The sequence below is a fragment of the Streptomyces sp. NPDC079020 genome (genome assembly GCF_044542225.1).
GTDB lineage: Bacteria > Actinomycetota > Actinomycetes > Streptomycetales > Streptomycetaceae > Streptomyces.
Window position 1 is genome coordinate 92,388 of sequence record NZ_JBITUB010000019.1, and the last position, 16,771, is coordinate 109,158.

10 protein-coding genes are annotated in these 16,771 nt (G+C 66.4%); 7 read left to right on the forward strand and 3 right to left on the reverse strand.

What is annotated here, in order from left to right:
• Positions 1-68: 68 nt before the first annotated feature.
• From ACIGJO_RS30800 to ACIGJO_RS30830, 7 genes are all read left to right on the forward strand, one after another.
• Entirely contained in the window at positions 69-932 is an 864-nt protein-coding gene (locus ACIGJO_RS30800) for a hypothetical protein (protein WP_399963779.1), read from the forward strand.
• Positions 925-3,201: a hypothetical protein gene (locus ACIGJO_RS30805; RefSeq protein ID WP_399963781.1), complete on the forward strand. Its 2,277-nt coding sequence runs from the start codon at positions 925-927 to the stop codon at positions 3,199-3,201. Before ACIGJO_RS30800 ends, ACIGJO_RS30805 begins: the two co-directional genes overlap by 8 nt.
• Complete coding sequence (locus tag ACIGJO_RS30810; protein ID WP_399963783.1) at positions 3,198-4,274, forward strand: hypothetical protein; 1,077 nt, start codon at positions 3,198-3,200, stop codon at positions 4,272-4,274. Before ACIGJO_RS30805 ends, ACIGJO_RS30810 begins: the two co-directional genes overlap by 4 nt.
• Complete coding sequence (locus tag ACIGJO_RS30815) at positions 4,267-5,715, forward strand: DUF4407 domain-containing protein (protein WP_399963785.1); 1,449 nt, start codon at positions 4,267-4,269, stop codon at positions 5,713-5,715. The genes ACIGJO_RS30810 and ACIGJO_RS30815 overlap by 8 nt, the downstream gene beginning before the upstream one ends.
• 206 nt (positions 5,716-5,921) lie before the next feature.
• Entirely contained in the window at positions 5,922-6,461 is a 540-nt protein-coding gene (locus ACIGJO_RS30820; protein WP_399963787.1) for a Pycsar system effector family protein, read from the forward strand.
• Positions 6,462-7,069: 608 nt separating this feature from the next.
• Positions 7,070-7,258 (forward strand): hypothetical protein, encoded by a 189-nt coding sequence (locus ACIGJO_RS30825; RefSeq protein ID WP_073788316.1) that lies wholly within the window; start codon positions 7,070-7,072, stop codon positions 7,256-7,258.
• A 202-nt stretch (positions 7,259-7,460) separates the two neighbouring features.
• Positions 7,461-7,964, forward strand: coding sequence for a very short patch repair endonuclease (locus tag ACIGJO_RS30830; RefSeq protein ID WP_266922489.1), 504 nt, complete (start codon positions 7,461-7,463; stop codon positions 7,962-7,964).
• A gap of 124 nt (positions 7,965-8,088) precedes the next feature.
• Here ACIGJO_RS30830 and ACIGJO_RS30835 read toward each other — a convergent pair whose 3' ends face one another.
• Genes ACIGJO_RS30835 through ACIGJO_RS30845 form a run of 3 tightly spaced genes read right to left on the reverse strand, consistent with a single transcriptional unit; the run spans position 8,089 to position 16,393 of the window.
• Positions 8,089-13,125 carry an FtsK/SpoIIIE domain-containing protein gene (locus ACIGJO_RS30835; RefSeq protein WP_266922490.1) on the reverse strand — a complete coding sequence of 1,679 codons (5,037 nt, stop codon included), beginning with the start codon at positions 13,123-13,125 and terminating at the stop codon, positions 8,089-8,091.
• Positions 13,122-14,561 carry a hypothetical protein gene (locus ACIGJO_RS30840; RefSeq protein ID WP_329167193.1) on the reverse strand — a complete coding sequence of 480 codons (1,440 nt, stop codon included), beginning with the start codon at positions 14,559-14,561 and terminating at the stop codon, positions 13,122-13,124. The genes ACIGJO_RS30835 and ACIGJO_RS30840 overlap by 4 nt, the downstream gene beginning before the upstream one ends.
• On the reverse strand, positions 14,561-16,393 hold the full coding sequence (locus ACIGJO_RS30845; protein ID WP_266922492.1) for a hypothetical protein: 1,833 nt from the start codon (positions 16,391-16,393) through the stop codon (positions 14,561-14,563). The genes ACIGJO_RS30840 and ACIGJO_RS30845 overlap by 1 nt, the downstream gene beginning before the upstream one ends.
• Between the last annotated feature and the right edge of the window lie 378 nt (positions 16,394-16,771).

Consider the following 16,771-nt stretch of genomic DNA (forward strand, 5'->3'; position numbering starts at 1 on the left):
CCTAGCCTTTCGGGCAGCACTTCATGGGCAGCGTCTGCCCATCACCTGCCCAGAGAGGAAATGATCGGGTGGCTGCGTGGCCTGACTTCTATCCCTGCACCTGCATTGCCGTGGACGCGCAGGGCTACGGAAGCAACAACGACCGTAGGCAGTCCGAGATCCAGCACGATCTGCCGCGGCTTCTGGACCGCGCCGCCAGGAGGGCCGGCCTGGACCGCGCGCAGTGGCAGATTCAGAACAAGGGTGACGAGCAGCTGGCGGTGCGGCCCGTGGACGGCAAGGAGCCGCGCCTGGTCGACGACTACATCCGCCATCTCGCCTCCGAGCTCCGCGAGTTCAATGCCCTGAGGGTTCCCGCGGCCCGGATGCGGCTGCGGGCCGTCATCCATCAGGGGCTGGTGGAACTGGCCGACAACGGTCTCGCCGGTACTGCCGTGGTGGCCACGGCGCGCCTGTTGAACGCGCGTCCGCTCTACGAGGCCCTGGCCGCGTACCCCGAGGCCGACCTGGTGCTCCTGCTGTCGGACGATGTCTTCCGTTCCATGGTGGTGGGCCGTCATACGACCCTGCTTCCCGAGGACTTCACCCGCGTCGCCGTCGAGGTGAAGGAATACGAGGCCACGGCCTGGCTGCGGGTACCCGCGCTCGGTGCGCCGGCCGTCTCCTCGCACCAGCCCGGGACCACGGAAACGGGGCGATCCGTGGACCCTGCGCCGGGGGAGCCCGCGGCGGTCCGGCCGGGGCCGGCCGTCGCGGGCGGTTCCGACGGGGCGGGCGGTTCCGACGGGGCGGGCGGTTCCGACGGGGCGGGCGGTTCCGACGGGGCGGACATCAGCAACCAATACGGCGCTGATCAGATCAGCGTCACCAACATCGCCGGCTCCGTCGACGCCCGGGGTGCTGTCTTCGGCTTCGGGAGCTCCGGTGGCTGATGAACCGGACCCCCACGACGGGCCGGCCGTACCACCCGTATCCGCTGCCGACGAGGACATCGCGCCGCACGTACCGGACGAGGTCGCCGGTGAGCCGGAAGCCGGCGAGGACATCCCCGGCCCGGATGCCGGACCGGAACCGGCTCCCGAGCGGCGCCGGGAGCCGGACGAACGGGACGAGGACGACCGGGGCTACGACGATCTGCGCCGTGTGCATCAGCTCGTCAACAACAACTTCTACGGCGTCGTCGACGCCTCCGGAGCGGCGTTCGGCTTCGGCGCCGTATCCTCCCCCGGTCTGGCCCCCGGCACGATCGAGCCCGAGGAGATGAACCGCGCCCTGCGGTTCTACGTCCCGCCCCGGCCCTGCTTCGACGAGGCGCTCGGGAAACTGCGCAGGGACGCCTTCGTCGTGCTGACCGGGGAGGACAGCAGCGGCCGGGGCGCAGGCTCCCTCGCCCTGCTCAGGGAGATCCTGGGCGGGGAGGCCAGGCTGCGCAGCCTGTCGCCCGCCAACGCCCTTGCCGAGCTGGCCGCTTCGCGGGACCTCAAGCCGGGCCAGGGGTACGTCATCCTCGACTACGTCGGCGAGCTGAATGTCGAGGCCGTGCAGGCGTACTCGATCAGGCGGCTGGGCGAGGAACTGGCCCGCAAGGGGTCGTACCTGGTGATGACGGCGGGTGGCACGACTCGTCGGCGGCTGGCGCTGCGGGACCACTGTGTGCCGTGGCGGGCTCCGGACCCCGTGGAGCTGTTCGAGCACTGCAGGGACCGGCTCCCGCGAACCGCCCTCGCGCCGGACATCGAGCGGGAGCTGCGGGAGCGGGTCGGGGAACAGCGCCGGCCCGCGGACATAGTCGCGGCGGCCGAGGTCCTGTCCCGGGAGGGCGCGGAGAAGGCGCTGGACACCCTTCGGGACCGGTGCCGAGAGCTGGTGCGTGAGCTGTTCCGCAAGCAGCCGTGCGCGGACGACCTGATCCCGCTGGCGGCCCTGGCCTTTCTGGAGGGCATCCCGGAGCGGACGTTCGAGAAGCAGTGCGCCGTGTTCGCCGCCTTTGTACGCGACTGGGAACAGAGCGGCGAGATGCCGGCCGCGGAGCCGGAGAGCGAGGGCAGGACGGTGTTGCGCGGTGCGGTGGCCCAGCAGTCCCGGGCCCGGTGGAAGGAGCGGGCGGTGGGCCTCGTGACCACCGAGCACCGGTCCGGGCCGAGCCGGAACGCCGGGCGTGGCGAGCGGCACCTGGTCTTCACCGAACCGCGAGTCCGCGAGTTCGTCATCGCGGAGCTGCACGACCTGTACGGCTACGAGCTCTGGTACCCGATGCGCCAGTGGCTGGCCGAGATGGCTCTGGTGGGTGATCTGGGCACCCGTACGGAGGTGGCCCGCGGCGTCGCGCTGCTGGCCCGGCACGCGCTGGCCGAGGTCGACGAGAACATGCTGAAGGTGTGGTCCGAAGGGCTCATCAGCCAGCGAGTGACCGCCGCGCTGACGCTCCAGTTCATGTGCGACACCGAGCATCTCGCGCCGCAGGCCCTGTACATCGCCCTGGGCTGGACGGAGAACAGCGGGCCGCGCCGCGCCGTGACGGCGGCGATGGCGCTGACGGGCCGCCTGGGCTCCCTGTACCGCCTGGACGCGCTCAACCAGCTCTGGTCGCTGACCCAGCGCGGGGAGCGGATCGCGTTCTCGGCCCACCGTTCGCTGGTCCTGCTGCTGCAGTCCGCGGAACAGGACCCGGAGCACGCGCTGCTCATCCTCAGGTACGTACGGACCATGATCGCCCGAGCCGCACGGGGGTCCAAGGAGCGGTCGATCGCGCTGCGGGCCGCCATCCAGCTCCTGCAGGCCGAACGGCCGGAGGCTCCCGAGCCCGTCACCGCGGCCCTTCTGCGCACAGCCCCGGGCAGCGCCCGCCACCTCGGTTCCCTGTGGGTGGATGTCCTGCACAGCGGCCACCGGAGCCGGGCGGTCGGCGCGCTGTGCCGGACGCTGGTGCAGCTGCGCGACGACCCGTCCGTCACCGGCGCCGTACGCGAACTCGGCGAGGCCATGCGGAACGCCATGAGCGCGCCCCAGTGGGCCGCGCTGCGCCACCACCTGTCCATCGCTCTCAGGCACCCTGACTATGCGATCCCCGGTGCCCGTCAACTGGCGCAGGTGCTCCTCGGATCCCTGCGCGGCAGACCGCCGGGCAGCTCCCGGCGCACCACCACGTCCCTCATATCCACCTCTCCCTTCCCTTCCGTTCAAGGAGGCCGAAGCACGTGAACTACCCCGTCATCGCCGAGCACATCCTGGCCACGGTCCAGGGCACCTGGTGGTCTCGGCGTCGCCGTCGCGACGACGTGCCGCAGTTGTCGCCCGGCGCGGTCTACGTCTTCAGGGTCGGCGGGAACTACCGCCCGTACCCCGAGGGCATGGTGTTCGACCCGACCCATCCCGACGTGATCGATGCCTCCTCCGTCAGCCTGGTCGACACCCGGGCGCGCCTGGTCGAGGTGGAGCGCACGCTCCCGTCGCTGAGCGAGGCGGACAACTTCACGGTGCGGACGTCCTTCACCTGCCAGGTGACCGATCCGACCGTCATCGCCCGGCAGGGCATCATCGACGTCACCGTTCCGTTGCGCGCCTACCTGGTGGCCGACGGGGACCTGCCGAGGGTGAGCGCCGGACACCGCGTGGAAGAGGTCAACGCGGTACGGACCGAGGTCAGTCACCGTATGACCGCCTACAGCGCGATCGTGCCGCCGCGGGTCGCGGGGATGAGCGTGGAGTTCGTCAGTGCCGAGGTCCACGCGTCGCAGGACCTGCGGGACTGGGAGCAGAAGCTGCGTGATGAGCGACGCCTCTGGGAACTCCAGCGGGGGCAGCGCGACTTCGAGACCCAGGACGCGCTCCGGATCGCGGAACTGCTCTCCCAGGGCTCCGATCACGTGGACGCCTTCGGCATCGCCCGGAAGGAGATCGGCATCACCGAGGCGGCGGCCCGCATCCACCGGACCACCCAGGAGGAGTCGGCCCGCGGCCACGAGGCCGAGACGTCGGAACGGACCCACACACAGGCGCGGGAAACGGCGGAGGCGCAGATGCGCCGCGACATGCTGCTGACGCTGCTGCGGCAGATGGGGGGAAGCGAGTACATCGACTATCACCAGGTCCTCGAACAGGTCCTGCAGGAGACGGGCGGCGGCCGGAGCGCGCCCGGCGTCGGACCCGCCGCCGGTGCTGGCCGCATGGTGGAGTCGGGACGGGTGAGCCCCGGCCGCGCCGAGGCGAACCGGGACGGCTCGCGCGACCCGCAGGGCGGCTTCGTCAAGGACGAGGACGATCTCGTTGACTGACTTCCTGACGAACCTCGTGACGGCCCCCGACACGGCGGACCGACAGGGCACCGGCCATGATGCCGCCGCGCGTACCGCCGGCCGCCGGGCCGCCGCCCGCACCGCCGGGAATGTCCCCGCCGCACGCGCCGGCGGGGACGGCGCCCCTGCCCGTACCGCCCGCCGCTCCTATGGCTTCGACGCCCCACGGCGGCTGCGGTCCCTGACCGGTGTGGACGAGGAGCTGCTGGCCAGGGTCAGGTACGAGCGGAGCAAGTACACGGCCCTGGGCGGGGTGGTGCTCGGCACTTCCGTCATCGCTGCGTTCTCCATGTGGAACTTCGCGACCGAGGCGCTCGGCGGCTTCTCGCCCGTGGTCCTCGTCCCGACGGTCATCTGGATGCTGTTCGTGCTCAACCTCGACCGCTGGCTGGTCACTCCGCAGCCCAACGCGCGGCGACGGGCCGGTCCCCTTCTCACGCGCCTGCTGATCGCCCTGATGCTCGGCATGGTGATCGCCGAGCCCCTGGTGCTGCGCATCTTCCAGACGGCCATCGAGCAGCGCGTCGCCGACGAACGCACGGACGCGATCGACCGGTTGCGTACGAACCTGGTCCGTTGCAACCCCGTACCGTCCACGACGCGGACCGCCACCCCGGAGGGCTGCGGCAGGTCGTACGTCCTCTCGTTCGGCGACACACCCGGTGAACGGGTCGAGGAACTGGCCGCCCTGCGTTCGGACGCCGCCGTCCTGCAGAAGCGGGTGGACCGCGACACCACCAGGCTGGAGGCCATCGACTCCGACGTACGGAACGAGTGCCGCAGGCTGATCCGTACAGCCGCCACCGGCCTCTACCAGCGGACGTCCGAGTGCCTGCGTCTGCGCGACAAGGCGCGGGACTACCGGGCGACCCACCGCACCAGCGAGAACGAGAAGCGGCTGACCCGCATGAACAGGCGCACCTTGGAGATCGAGGCCGAACAGACCGTGTCGCGCGGCGCCTTCCTCCAGGCACGGGCCGACGGCATCGAGCGGCGGCTGGGCGAGGAGCGGGCCAAGCAGAAGGGGATCGGTGTCCTGGAACGGATGCGGGCGCTTGACCAACTCGCGGCCGGGAACCCGGTGCTGTTCGTGGGCATCTGGCTGGTCCGCCTGCTGTTCGTCCTGCTCGATGTGCTCCCCGTGCTGGTGAAGTACTTGAGCGGCGAGTCCGCGTACGACCGCATGCTCACCAGCGCGAGCAACAGCGCCGTCAAGATCCACGACGAGGAGGCCCGGCTCGCCGAGCGCCGGGCCATGGCGGACATCGAGATCGCCCAGGACGCCATCGAACAGGAGGTCCGGCGGCACCGTGCCGAGTCGGAGGCGGCGCACCGGGAACACACGGCAGCGATGAACATCCGGGTCCGGCAGGCGGTGAACGCGCTGGAGGACGAGATCCGCCGCTCGTCGGCGGTCTGACGCACCCGCCTGCGCCGACCAGGAACACGTCGGCCAGGAACACGTCGGCCAGGAACACGTCGGCCAGGCACGCCGACCAGGAACACGTCGGCCAGGCACGCCGACCAGGAACACGTCGGCCAGGCACGCCGACCAGGAACACAGCACTACGGCCGCCTCGCCTGCCGGGGCGGCCGCCCGATACCGACCGGAACGGAGGGGGAAGCATGACCACACCCGGGGACGACACCGGCATGGTCCCGGACACCGGCGCCGCGGCCGACCACAGCGCGGAACTCGCGAGGGTCCTGCTGTCCGAGGCCCGTGAGGAACTCACGAAGGCCGACAGCAAAGCCGGCCTCATACTGGCGTCCCTGGGCGCGGCCCTGACCGCCCTGCTCGGCGCGATCGGCAGCGGCGTCATCGCCCTGCGGCAGTACGCGGTCGTCCCGCAGTTCTTCCTCTGGGTGGCCTGTGCCGCCTGCGTACCGGCACTCGTCCTGCTGGGCCTGGCCATCACTCCACGGCTCGGCAGCCCCCACTACTCCCGCACGCACTACTTCGGCGACGCGAGGCTCGCGATGTCGGCCACTCACCTGGAGCGGACAGTGCGCCGCACCGATGCCGTGTCCCGGGACCTGAGCCAGCTGGCGATCCTGTCCCAGATCGCCTGGACCAAATACCGATGCATACGCCACGCACTGTTCTGGGGCACGGTCTTCTTCGCGTCCGCGCTGCTGGGCATCGTGATCGGAGCGTCGACCTGAGCGGCAGCTCCCGCGCCACAGCGACACCTGAGGAGTGGCGCCAGCAACAGCCCCAGAAAACCACTCAGGGGCCTGATCCACTAAGTGGATCAGGCCCCTGACCTGGTATTTCAGCTGTCGGGGTGGCGGGATTTGAACCCACGACCTCTTCGTCCCGAATGAGGGCCGGTTACTGATCTAGCCAGTGCGGATGGCGTTTGCGCTGGTCAGAGCGTCGGTCTGTCTTGGTCTCGGGTGGTCTCGAAGGGGCTTGGGGAGCGGGTTGGCTCCCAGATGGCTCCCAGCGAGACCTCAGGCAACCGCTGCTGAGTCCGCGTTTCGCGCCACCCACGGAGGCCGACGAGGCGAGCAGTTCGACATTCGGCTGAGCCACGCGGAGCTGGCCCAGCATTCTGCAGCAGGCGACCACGCGACATACGGCGCATGGAACAATCCTGTCAGCCCCGACCTGCCCTGGACCGGGGGTCTGCGCTATGTCCGTTAACCATCGCAATTCTTGCTCACCTCTGCGGATCTACGTGTCAAAGAGGGTAATGCTCATGGGCTGCCCTGATCGCCGGACCTGTCAGGGCAGCCCAGCCCTACCTGGAGCCTGGCAGACTGCGATTGTGATACGCGAACCAGCAGAACTGCAGATCGATGACGACGGCCGCGTGTCCCTGCCGCTGGGGCTCCTCGCGGAGGCGGGCCTGGATGCAGGCGGCCGGATCCTGGCGTTCAGCGACGGCGACGGGCGCATTGTGCTGCAGCGAGAGGTAGACGCCTTCAAGGCCCTGCTGCAGGACGGAACTCTGTGAGTGGGGAGCCCACCGCCGCGAGGCCATTCCCGTTGCAGCGATCGGGGAGGTCGGTGTGCAGCCAGGTGGCGTCCGTGGGTGCGAGACTTGCGACCGCCCGACCTCGGCACGGGGAAGCGCCGAGAATGGAGTTGGACGGACAGGAACAGGTCCTCGCCGGGCGGGACGCCCTGGAGGAAGTTGTCTCTGAGCTGCTGGGAGTATGAGCGAGCAAGAAGTACCAGAAGCGCCGGCCGAGCAGTGGACACTGCCGGAGGGGTCGTGGGCGTCGTCGGCCGCGACCCGGCGGAGCATGCTTGGCAACCGAAGTCGTGATACCGAGCCCGAGCTGCTCCTCCGCTCGCTTGTCCACGCCGCTGGACTGCGCTACCGGGTAGCGGCAAAGCCGCTCCCGAAGATGCGCCGCACGGCCGACATGGTCTTCCGCCCTACGAAGGTCGCAGTCTTTATCGACGGCTGCTTCTGGCACGGCTGCCCGGAGCACTTCGTGATGCCCAAGACGAATCGGCTGTACTGGGAAGAAAAGATCGGCCGGAACATCCAGCGCGACCGGGACACAGACAACCGCCTCACGGAGGCAGGCTGGCTGGTGCTCCGTTTCTGGGAACACCTCGAACCAGAGGCGTGTGCCGCCACTGTCATCGAGGCAGTGGCGGCCCGGCGGCAGGAGGTCCAAGCCTCAAAGCACGCGAAGAAGACCTCCTGACCGTCACGTCGCTGGCGGCAGCGGTCAGCTGAACTCCGCCGAGTTCAGCGAGAAGAGCTCGTACCAGTGGTGGCCTTTTTGGCCTCTCTACGAGATGGAGTTGATCAAACCTGGCGGGACCTGGTCAGCTCCCGTCGTAGGCCACCTGCAGTCGCGTGGTGCTCTTAGCCGTGTGCAAAAAGGCGTCGCCCTGTCCGGCCAGAGCTTCGGCTCCCGTCTCGTCCAGAATGATGCGGCTGTCGGTCGCTGTCTTGACCCGCAGGGCGAGTTGGGCAGGGAAGTTGGAGCGGATGGTCGTAGAGATGACGTCCGCACTCGGTCGCTGCGTGGCTGTAATGACGTGGATGCCCGCAGCGCGGGCTTTCTGCGTCAGGCGCTTGAGCAGCGCTTCGATCTGCTTCTTCTCTTCGGGATCGCTAGTGAGATCGGCGTACTCATCAAGGACGATGACGATCCAGGGCTTTCGATCTGCCTTGTCGACCTTGGCGTTGTACTCGACGAGCTTGCGTGTGCGGATTGCCTTCATGTCCTTGTAGCGCACGGCCATCTCTTCGACGGTTTCCTCAAGGATCTCGATGGCGTCGGCAGCGTCCATACCGATCACGCCGTCAAGGTGCGGGTCATCCTCGAAGTCGACAAGCTCGGTGCCCTTGGGATCAACGAGGCGGAGTCGCAGGGTGCTCTTGTCGTACCGGACCAGGCCCTTGAGGATCGTATCCAGCGCGACGGACTTTCCTGATCCGGTAGTGCCGGCCACCAGCAAGTGCGGTGAGTCTGCAGAGGAGAGGTCAATGGTGACAGGGTTGCCCTCGATGTCGGCGCCCAGCGGGGCGATGAGGCTCTCGGGATTGGCCGGGCACCGCAGCCACAGCGCCTTGGCGTCGACCCCGTACTTCTCGTCGTCGATCTTGGGGATCTCGAAGAGCACGGAGCCGCGGTCGCTGCGGGCACGAATGCTGAACCCGGAGGGGAGCGCCAGGGCCAGGAAGATCTCGTCGCGTCGGTTGGTCAGCTTGTCCACGGTGACCCCAGGATTGGGGATGAACCGGAAGATATAGAAGCCGGGTCCCTCCTGCCACTTGCCGACCTCCGGTGCGGTGACCGCGACCTTGTGGCGGGCAAAGACGTCAACGATCTTGTTGTATCGAAGCGCCAGCTCCTCCTCGGAGAGCCCACCGCGGGAAGCTTTCAGAGGTGCAGGACCTGCCTCTGCGGCAGGGTGACGCGCAAGTACCGCTCCTGGCGCAGCTGTTAGAGCGGCCGCCCCGCCGGCCTCGGCAGATGCCGTTGTTTCTTCCAGAGTGGGCGGTTCGGCGGAAAGGCCCACAGAGGAGGTTTCGACGGTAGTGTCAGCGGCCTTCATGGTCCCGCTGAGGTCTCCAGAGACAACAAGGGGATCGGCGTTGGTGGGGTCCTCCTTGGCGCGTAGAGCGCCGATGAGGTTCAGCAGTTCCCGTTTGTTCAACCTCACCAGGGTGTGCCTGCCGAGGCTTCCGACCGCGGGTGCCGACTGATCGTCCTCTGCCGAGATAGCCACGGCAACGCCAGTGACGTGGCCGAGCTGGACATCCTCGGAGCGTAGGGCATCAAGGACCTTCGCCTCGACCTGGCGGTGGTCGTCATTACCGATCAGGGTACGAGCTGGAAGGTCTTCGGCCTGCGTGGTCTTTCCACTGGTCTGAGCGATCGCGGCAGCAAGCTCGTCCAGCCAGAAGGGGCGGTCGTGGCGAGCTTCGCCGTCCGAACGGAAGGCGTCCCTACACAGGTCAGTGGTGCGGTTGAGCTGTTCCTCAGCCGAACCGACGTCGAAGGTCTGGCGGAACTTGGACTCGGCGACCAGGACATCCAGGCGAACAGTGCCGTCGTCCTGGACCGTCAGCACAAACCGGCCGAGGTCGGCACGGGTCTTGTGTCCGCGGCCGAACCAGCGGTGGTGCTCGTCGAAGCTGATCCACGTGACCAGGCTCGTGCCCTGCCTAGAGACGGGAAACTGCTGGTCGATGACAAACCGCGTGGCTACCAGGCCGACGACTTCGTTGACCGTAGTGCCAATGCCGAGGGAGCGCAGCACGGCGCCAGGGGCCACGTTGCGGCCGACCTCGTAGATTCGTTTAGCGGTGCTTTCCGAGTCCTGCGGGGTGACGACACCGATCTGCTCAAGGCGGCGGCACAGTCGCTGAACGACGAACTGCCGACCGGTCTGCGAGCTGACAATGAGGGTGTAGGACTCGTTCTTGCCGACGCTGGGCTTGACGAGGATGACGTCAGGGCGGTTGCGCAGGGCATCGATTTGCTCACGGCCGATGAAGCTGTCGAGAGTGACGACCCAGTGGGCCACACGGTGCAGGGTCTCGAACAGGTTCTGGTGCTGGTCGAACTGCACCTGCATCTCGAAGTAGTCGATGCCGTCGACACTCTCCCGGGAGACCGGGGAACGGCGGTCGTAGCGCACGCACAAGGTCGACCAGGACTCAAGAGTCTCGTCGGCGGTCTCAGGCAACAGCGCTCTCACGACGTTCTCGCTGGTCTGAGCCAGGTTGTGTGAGGCTGGGTGCTTCCAGGGGTTGAAGTAGCCCGACAGGGACTCCTTCTTGGTGCTCTCCTTCATACTGGTCTGCGTGCCGAACAGTGCCGGCGCCAGAGCGAGGTCGATGGTGTCCTCCAGCCCTGACAGGTCTGCTTCCTGGTCGGGCTCCCATGCCTGAAGGATCAGTTGGACGTCGGGCAGGAAGCTGTCGTCGGACATCTCCGTACCGGAGAACTGCAGGTCGAAACCCTGGATGATCTCGTGGTGGGTGGCCTGCGGAGCCAGTACAACCAGATCAACTTTCAGACGAGGGTTCTTGGCCCGCATCTGCTTGGCCACGCGCATCGGTAGGACAGGGTCGCCGTTGCGGTCCAGAAGCAGTACGCGCAGCCCATCAAGCTTGTGGGGGTAGGTCGTCAGGTAGTCGGTGATGACGCGGACCATCTCGTCGATCGCGGTCTCGTCGACGCTGGAGAGCCAGTCCTTGGACTCGTTTCCGCCGTAGCGGACCGGTGCGTACTCCTCGTGCCCGGCCGACTCCCGCATCGGAATGGCAATCGTGCCGCCGGGACCGACGAGGACAGCAGGTGTCCCGTGTGGGGAGATACGGTCAATGGCGTCGAAGAAGAGCTCCTCGTTTTCCTGGTTTAGGCTCAGACCTCCCTCCTTGTTCAGGGCGGTCTCGATGCTGTCAGCAGCCTCCTCGTAGTTCTTTGCCAGCCAGCGCAGCTTCAGCGGGTGAGTGGCCAGCATCATCATGCGGTGGTCGGCAAGCCCGACAACATCGGTCAGGACGACAGCCTCGAGGTCTGCGTTCGGAGCGTTGTCGGGAACCAGGGTGGTGCGAGCTTCGCGGAGCACGCCTTCCCACTCACGTACGTAATCGTTGATCTTCCCGGCGTCAAGCCCGTCGCAGAAGCGGCTGAAATGCTCCAGCCTGAGGCGCTCCAGCTGACTGGCAAACTGCGATTCGGAAACAGGCAAGGGTTCGTCGGCCTGCCACTGCCGGGGGTCATTGAACCTTTCGAGGAAGGTGTCAAAGGTCAATTTACCGGTCTGGCCAGGGGGAGTTTGCCAGCCGTGTATGAGAGCCGCCAGCGCGATCTGCCCCGGGATGCCAAGAGGGTCCCAGCGAAAGCGTCGCTGGGCGCCGTCCATCTCGACCAGGATGCGCAGCGGGGCCCACTCCGTGTTCGGATCGAACGGCTCGTCCTCCTCCGGGAGGGGCGGCTTGGTCAGGTCCAACAGGCACTTCTTGACGTCCAGAGTCAGGCGAAGACCGGTGGATTCCCGGACGTCATCCAGGGTGTTGGCGTACAGGAAAGCGAAGAGCCAACGGCTCCACCGCCCAACTTCCTGGTTGCCTTCCAGCCCGACGACGACGGAGCCTTCCTCTTCATCGGAGAAGTAGGTCAGCTCGCGCAGCAGGGCACGCAGTGGGTCCTGGACGAACTGAGAGTCCGGAAAGGCAAGCTTCTCGACTTTGCGGCGCGACCGCTTGGACAGCAGGTCGGCCAGAGGCTCCGCCCCGCCGATAGGAGCCTCGTCAAGGAAACGCTGTGCGGCTTCCTGATCTCCGAGGTCGAGTGCATCTTCGATCACCATGGCGTCGAACTCGTCGACCCGATCTGCGTCGGCCTTCTCGATCTCCTGCCGGACCTGCTGGCCCAGGCCGATCTTCTTGGACTTCTGCTCGAAGACTTCCAGCCAGAGGGTCAGGTCCTGCTCTCGGCGCAACTGACGAGAATCCTGCGGAGTGGAGCCACTGCGATTGAGGTTGAGTACGAGGCCGCGCATGAGCTCCTTGGCAGTCTCGGAGTCCGTGCCGACGTGGTCCAAGGATTCCGCACTGAACTCGGTCGCGCTTATGCGGTCTATCAGGTCGTCCTCGGTGATCTCCTTGCCCGTGGGCTGCTTGAAGGCACTTACCGAGACGTTCTTCTTGATCCGGGTGGGCAGCGCGGCGGGCTTGACGAAGAGTCCTCGGTCTGGGAAGAGATCAAGAGCCGGCAGGGCAGCAGAGATCTCCGGGTAGACCACGTCAGGGGTGCGGACCTGAGTTGCTGCGACCTTCTGCGCAGTGTCGACCAGGAAGGCTGCCCAGCGGTGCAAGGACCGGGGCTCCTCATCCGTGACGGCACCCCAGATCGCCGGCAGAACGGTGCCCATCGCGGCTGGAACAGTGCCGATACCCCCCGCTTCCCGCCATGCTTCCGCCATGAATCTGTCGAACCCACGCTCGCCGGAGGAGTCACGGTAGTTGCCCAGGATCGTGGCATCGTTCAGGGCGTTCATGGCCGCCAGCCCCTGTGCGTCCGGAGACTGCCCCCACTCGAAGAGCAACACCGCCCTGCCCTGTCCTGAATTTCGCCACTTGGTCAGCTGGTCCTGCGGCCCCAACAGGTAGTCAGCGGGGACACCTTCGATTGGCTCTGAGGTGCCGACCTTGACGACAACCTGACAGTCCTGCGAGCCCAACAGCTGCCGGGCAGTGCGGCGGAGAGCCTCGGCCACGGTCGGTCGGTCGAAGCCGCTGACCCGTAGGACGGCGCGGGCCCCGTTGGCCTCAGTGACCTTGCGAAGTGCTTCGTCGGCGACGAACCGCCCGAGCGCTCGGATGCTGCTGTCGGTCACCGGGGCTCCCCTCGAACCATGCTGGTTGCATCTGAATATTGAGTGAGCAGACCAATAGCGGCGAGTTTCTCCCGGAACGCCTTGCCGTTGTGGTCAAGGACCGATGGGTCGACCTCGTAGGCCAACGGGCTCGCTGCCGCGACCTTGTCCTCCATCACAAGCCCATACCTCTCGTACAGCAGCGTGCAGAACTTGTCGAACTCCATCTCCGCTTCCTGAGCGACGGTGGCAGAGACCAGAGCCTCGAGCATCGGTGGCTTCATGGTGAAGTGTCGTCGTCCGGCCGTCGCGTTCAAGGCTCCGACAGCGGCGAGGGTCTCGCTGAAGAACGCTCGGGGTGAGGCGACCGCGGTGCCGCCTTCCTTCATGAATCTCTCGTAGCGGCGTTTTTTACCCTCGTCGCCTTCGGCTTCGCCGATCATCACCTGGGCCTGGACGTTGATCGCTTTGACGATGTCGTTGCGGAAGCCAGCGAGGTTCTTCTGCGATTCCCTGCGCAGCGGGGTTGCCTCGTTGCCGAAGTCCAACAGGATCGACTCACGGTTGGTGGCACCGAGCTTGGTGCGTGCGAGGTGGAGCTGATGGCGTGCCAAGCAGTAGGGGACCCAGTGCATGAGGCTCTCCGTGCGCTTGGCCCTCGGGACCGTAGCGATCCGACTGACGATGTTGCAGGTCCCCTCCCTCAGCAGATCAGGCCACGGGCTGAGCTCCTCATACAGCTCGATTCCTGTGTCTGAGCCCTCCACGGGAGCTTCGTCGTAGTCGAAGTCGTGCGCGCTGAGGGCCTTCGCGAGATTGCCCAGCGGGGTTTCGCTGTCCTGCACGAGGTCGCTCAGGCCCTGCCGGGTCGCTTCCTTGCGGTCAGGATCGAGGTCGGCACGAAGGGCTTTGTAGGCCCAACTCCCACCATCGCGGAAGAGGTAGCGCTCGATAATAGGAGCGTTGATGCCGACATCGACTTTGGTGGCCTGCTTGCGCTTCTTAGCGCTCTTCTTGGCATCGATTTGCTTGACTCGTCGTTCGACTGCGTCGTAATGGATGAGCTCACCGACGAACGGATAGATGTGCGCGCCGAACCAACTGGGCTGGCTGCGACGCCCTGGGATCTCAACCAACAGGGAGGAGAACAGGGCGTGGAGCGTTTCCATCGTCTCGGGAGAGTCCAGCTCGACGGCCTTGCCTAGTTCTTCATCGCCCTCGACTATGGGGGCCTTGGTCGCGATTCGCCGGGCCAGGTCGTGCGAGGTTCTCTTGTAAGCCGTGCCGGCTCCGTTGTCCAGGAGCCCTGCGAACTGCTCCGGGTCCTCCTGATGCGCCAGGTAGACGCCGCGGGCGATCGCGAGCATCTCAAGCGGGATGTAGAAACCGCGGCCCTGCTGTTCGAGATTCACCCCAAAGAGGCGAAGGACCACCTCGGCCTTGGAACGATCAGCCATTACGCACGCACCGACCTGATCTTGTCGCCGACGTCGATCATGAGTTTTCGCATGACGTTGCCCACCAGTACCTGGATCTCGTCGTCCTTGTTCGACGAGTCAGCCAGCTCAGCCAGGGATCCACTCAGGCCGCGGATCTCTGCCTCGTGCTGCACCTCGCTGCGCAGGCCCGCGGCCCACCGCGTCAACAACTCGAAACGCAAGAGGTCCGCTTCCACCGAGACTGCGTCCTGGTCAGGGGCGACGGCTGGGATACGGATGTAGATGGCCCGGTTGAGCCACTCGACGGCGTTCCGCATCTCGGGGGTGGTGCTCGTCCCGGCTTCCCGTTGCCACTGGGTGACCTGGTCGACCACCTCGACGCCCTTGCTGGGCACTCGCCGGGAGACCACGGCCGCGCGGGCGCGGTGTGTGAAGAAGGCGGGGTCAAGTACGAAGAAGTCAGGGTTGCTCGATGCCCGGTGAATGCCCTGGACGGCCTCCAGGCCCTTGAGAAATAGGTCTCGCACTCTGGTGTCTGCCGGGTCCCGGTTCTTGTCCTGGACACGCACAAAGTCGTCTCCGGCCTGCAGACCCATTCGGGCGAAACGGTCCGTATCGTCGTCACTGTTGAAGAAGTCGGCTCGCCGCAGGAACGTGTACAGGCCCCGCAACTGTTCGGCCTGCTTCTGGGCGTCCCGATTCGTGCGGACCTTCTGCAGGTAGCTGCTGGCATCCGCGGGAGGGAAGTCGCCCCCCGTATCTGGGTCCAGTCGGTCGTCGACCTGGCGACGGGAGACCCGGCCCGGGTCCAACTTCCGTAGCGCGAAGAAGGCAGGAACCAGGTGGCGCTGTTGCTGACTCAACCGGTCGCCGAAGAGCGCTTGGTGGTACAGGTGGGGAGCTTGCCACTGCCGGTTCGAATGCGACCGCTGGTACCTGGCGTGGACGTCATCGCAGGAGAGGCCGCCGGTGAGCATGTAGCTGGTGACCGACAGCGCCTGACGTGTCGTGATTACGGCCCCGGTCCGCTCGGCCGCAGCGAACATGTCCCGGATCGCGACCCGGCGCTGTGGCCCGCGGGTGGGATCACTCAGTTCGTTGCGATTGGCCAGGATCGGGCAGACCTTGCGTGCATCACAGGTCTCGCACCGCTTCCACCGCGATGACTGGGTCGTTGTCCACTGCTTCAGGATCCAAGGGATGAGCCCGCCGTTGGAACTGTCTGCCGCTACGGATTGGTAGTTGAGGTTGATGACGGTCACTGCACCATCAGAGTCACTGACCTGCCCGCGAACTATGCCTTCCGTGAGGGTCTGCACCAGAACCTTGGCACGTCCCGTGCCGGTTTTGCCGAGGTTGTCATCCTCGGCGACGCACTTGCGTAGTTGGCCCTCGTTCGCGCAGATGATCGCGATGCCTTTGTCCGGAGGGTCGAGAAGCTCCACGAGCTTGTGAGCACCGGCCTGCGGGCTGAGCTCGCTCAGATCGCTGAGGATGTACAGCGGGCGTCCGTTACGGGTCCGGCCGACAGGGCGGCTCGCGCCTTTTGCCTCGGACAGGCCGAGGAAGACCGCCTTCCGGACATCTGGCGTGATCGGCTCGTCACCAGCCCGCAGTTTGGCCAGAAGGCTGGCGCACAGGCTCGTCTTGCCATGCCCGGCGTCTCCGGTGAGGACGATGGTCTTCGTGGTCTGTCGCTCGATGGCGCTTAGCAGGTAGTCCAGCGTCACGACGGGGAACTGTGGCTGTGTCCAGTCTGCCTGCAGCTCATAGACCATCTCAGAGGTGTCGACGTCGAACGGCTGATAACGACGTATCCGTTGGACGTGTTTGTTGACCTCTAGCGGCATGCTGCTGTCCTTCGTCGACCGAACCCAGAGCTGCAGAATTTTAGCTGCCAGCGAGCCTGACAGTAGATCAAATGCTGCGACACGGCGCGAAAACGCTCCTGGCTTGGCTCTGGCCCCCTTGAAGGAACGTAGGCAGCAACAGGGCCGCAGGACGATGGTCGTTGACGAGGTTGTTCAGGGGGCGCGAACCCGACGTGATCGGCACGTCAGCCGATGGGTATGTGCCCGTCTGCAGCGCGTGATCAACCTTGATCGAGTACGATGACCGCTCGTTCCGCCGGTTCTACGAGCAAGTGCAGATGGGGGTCATACGTGGGTGAGCGACACCCCTTGCGGGCCAAGCGTCGGCCGAAGTTTGAGGAGGGTGTCGGTTCCCTG

Excerpts from the sequence above, each read along its gene's own strand:
- ACIGJO_RS30820 (WP_399963787.1), top strand. The coding sequence starts at position 5,922 with ATGACCACACCCGGGGACGACACCGGCATGGTCCCGGACACCGGCGCC.
- ACIGJO_RS30830 (WP_266922489.1), top strand. The coding sequence starts at position 7,461 with ATGAGCGAGCAAGAAGTACCAGAAGCGCCGGCCGAGCAGTGGACACTG.
- ACIGJO_RS30840 (WP_329167193.1), bottom strand. The coding sequence starts at position 14,561 with ATGGCTGATCGTTCCAAGGCCGAGGTGGTCCTTCGCCTCTTTGGGGTG.
- ACIGJO_RS30845 (WP_266922492.1), bottom strand. The coding sequence starts at position 16,393 with ATGCCGCTAGAGGTCAACAAACACGTCCAACGGATACGTCGTTATCAG.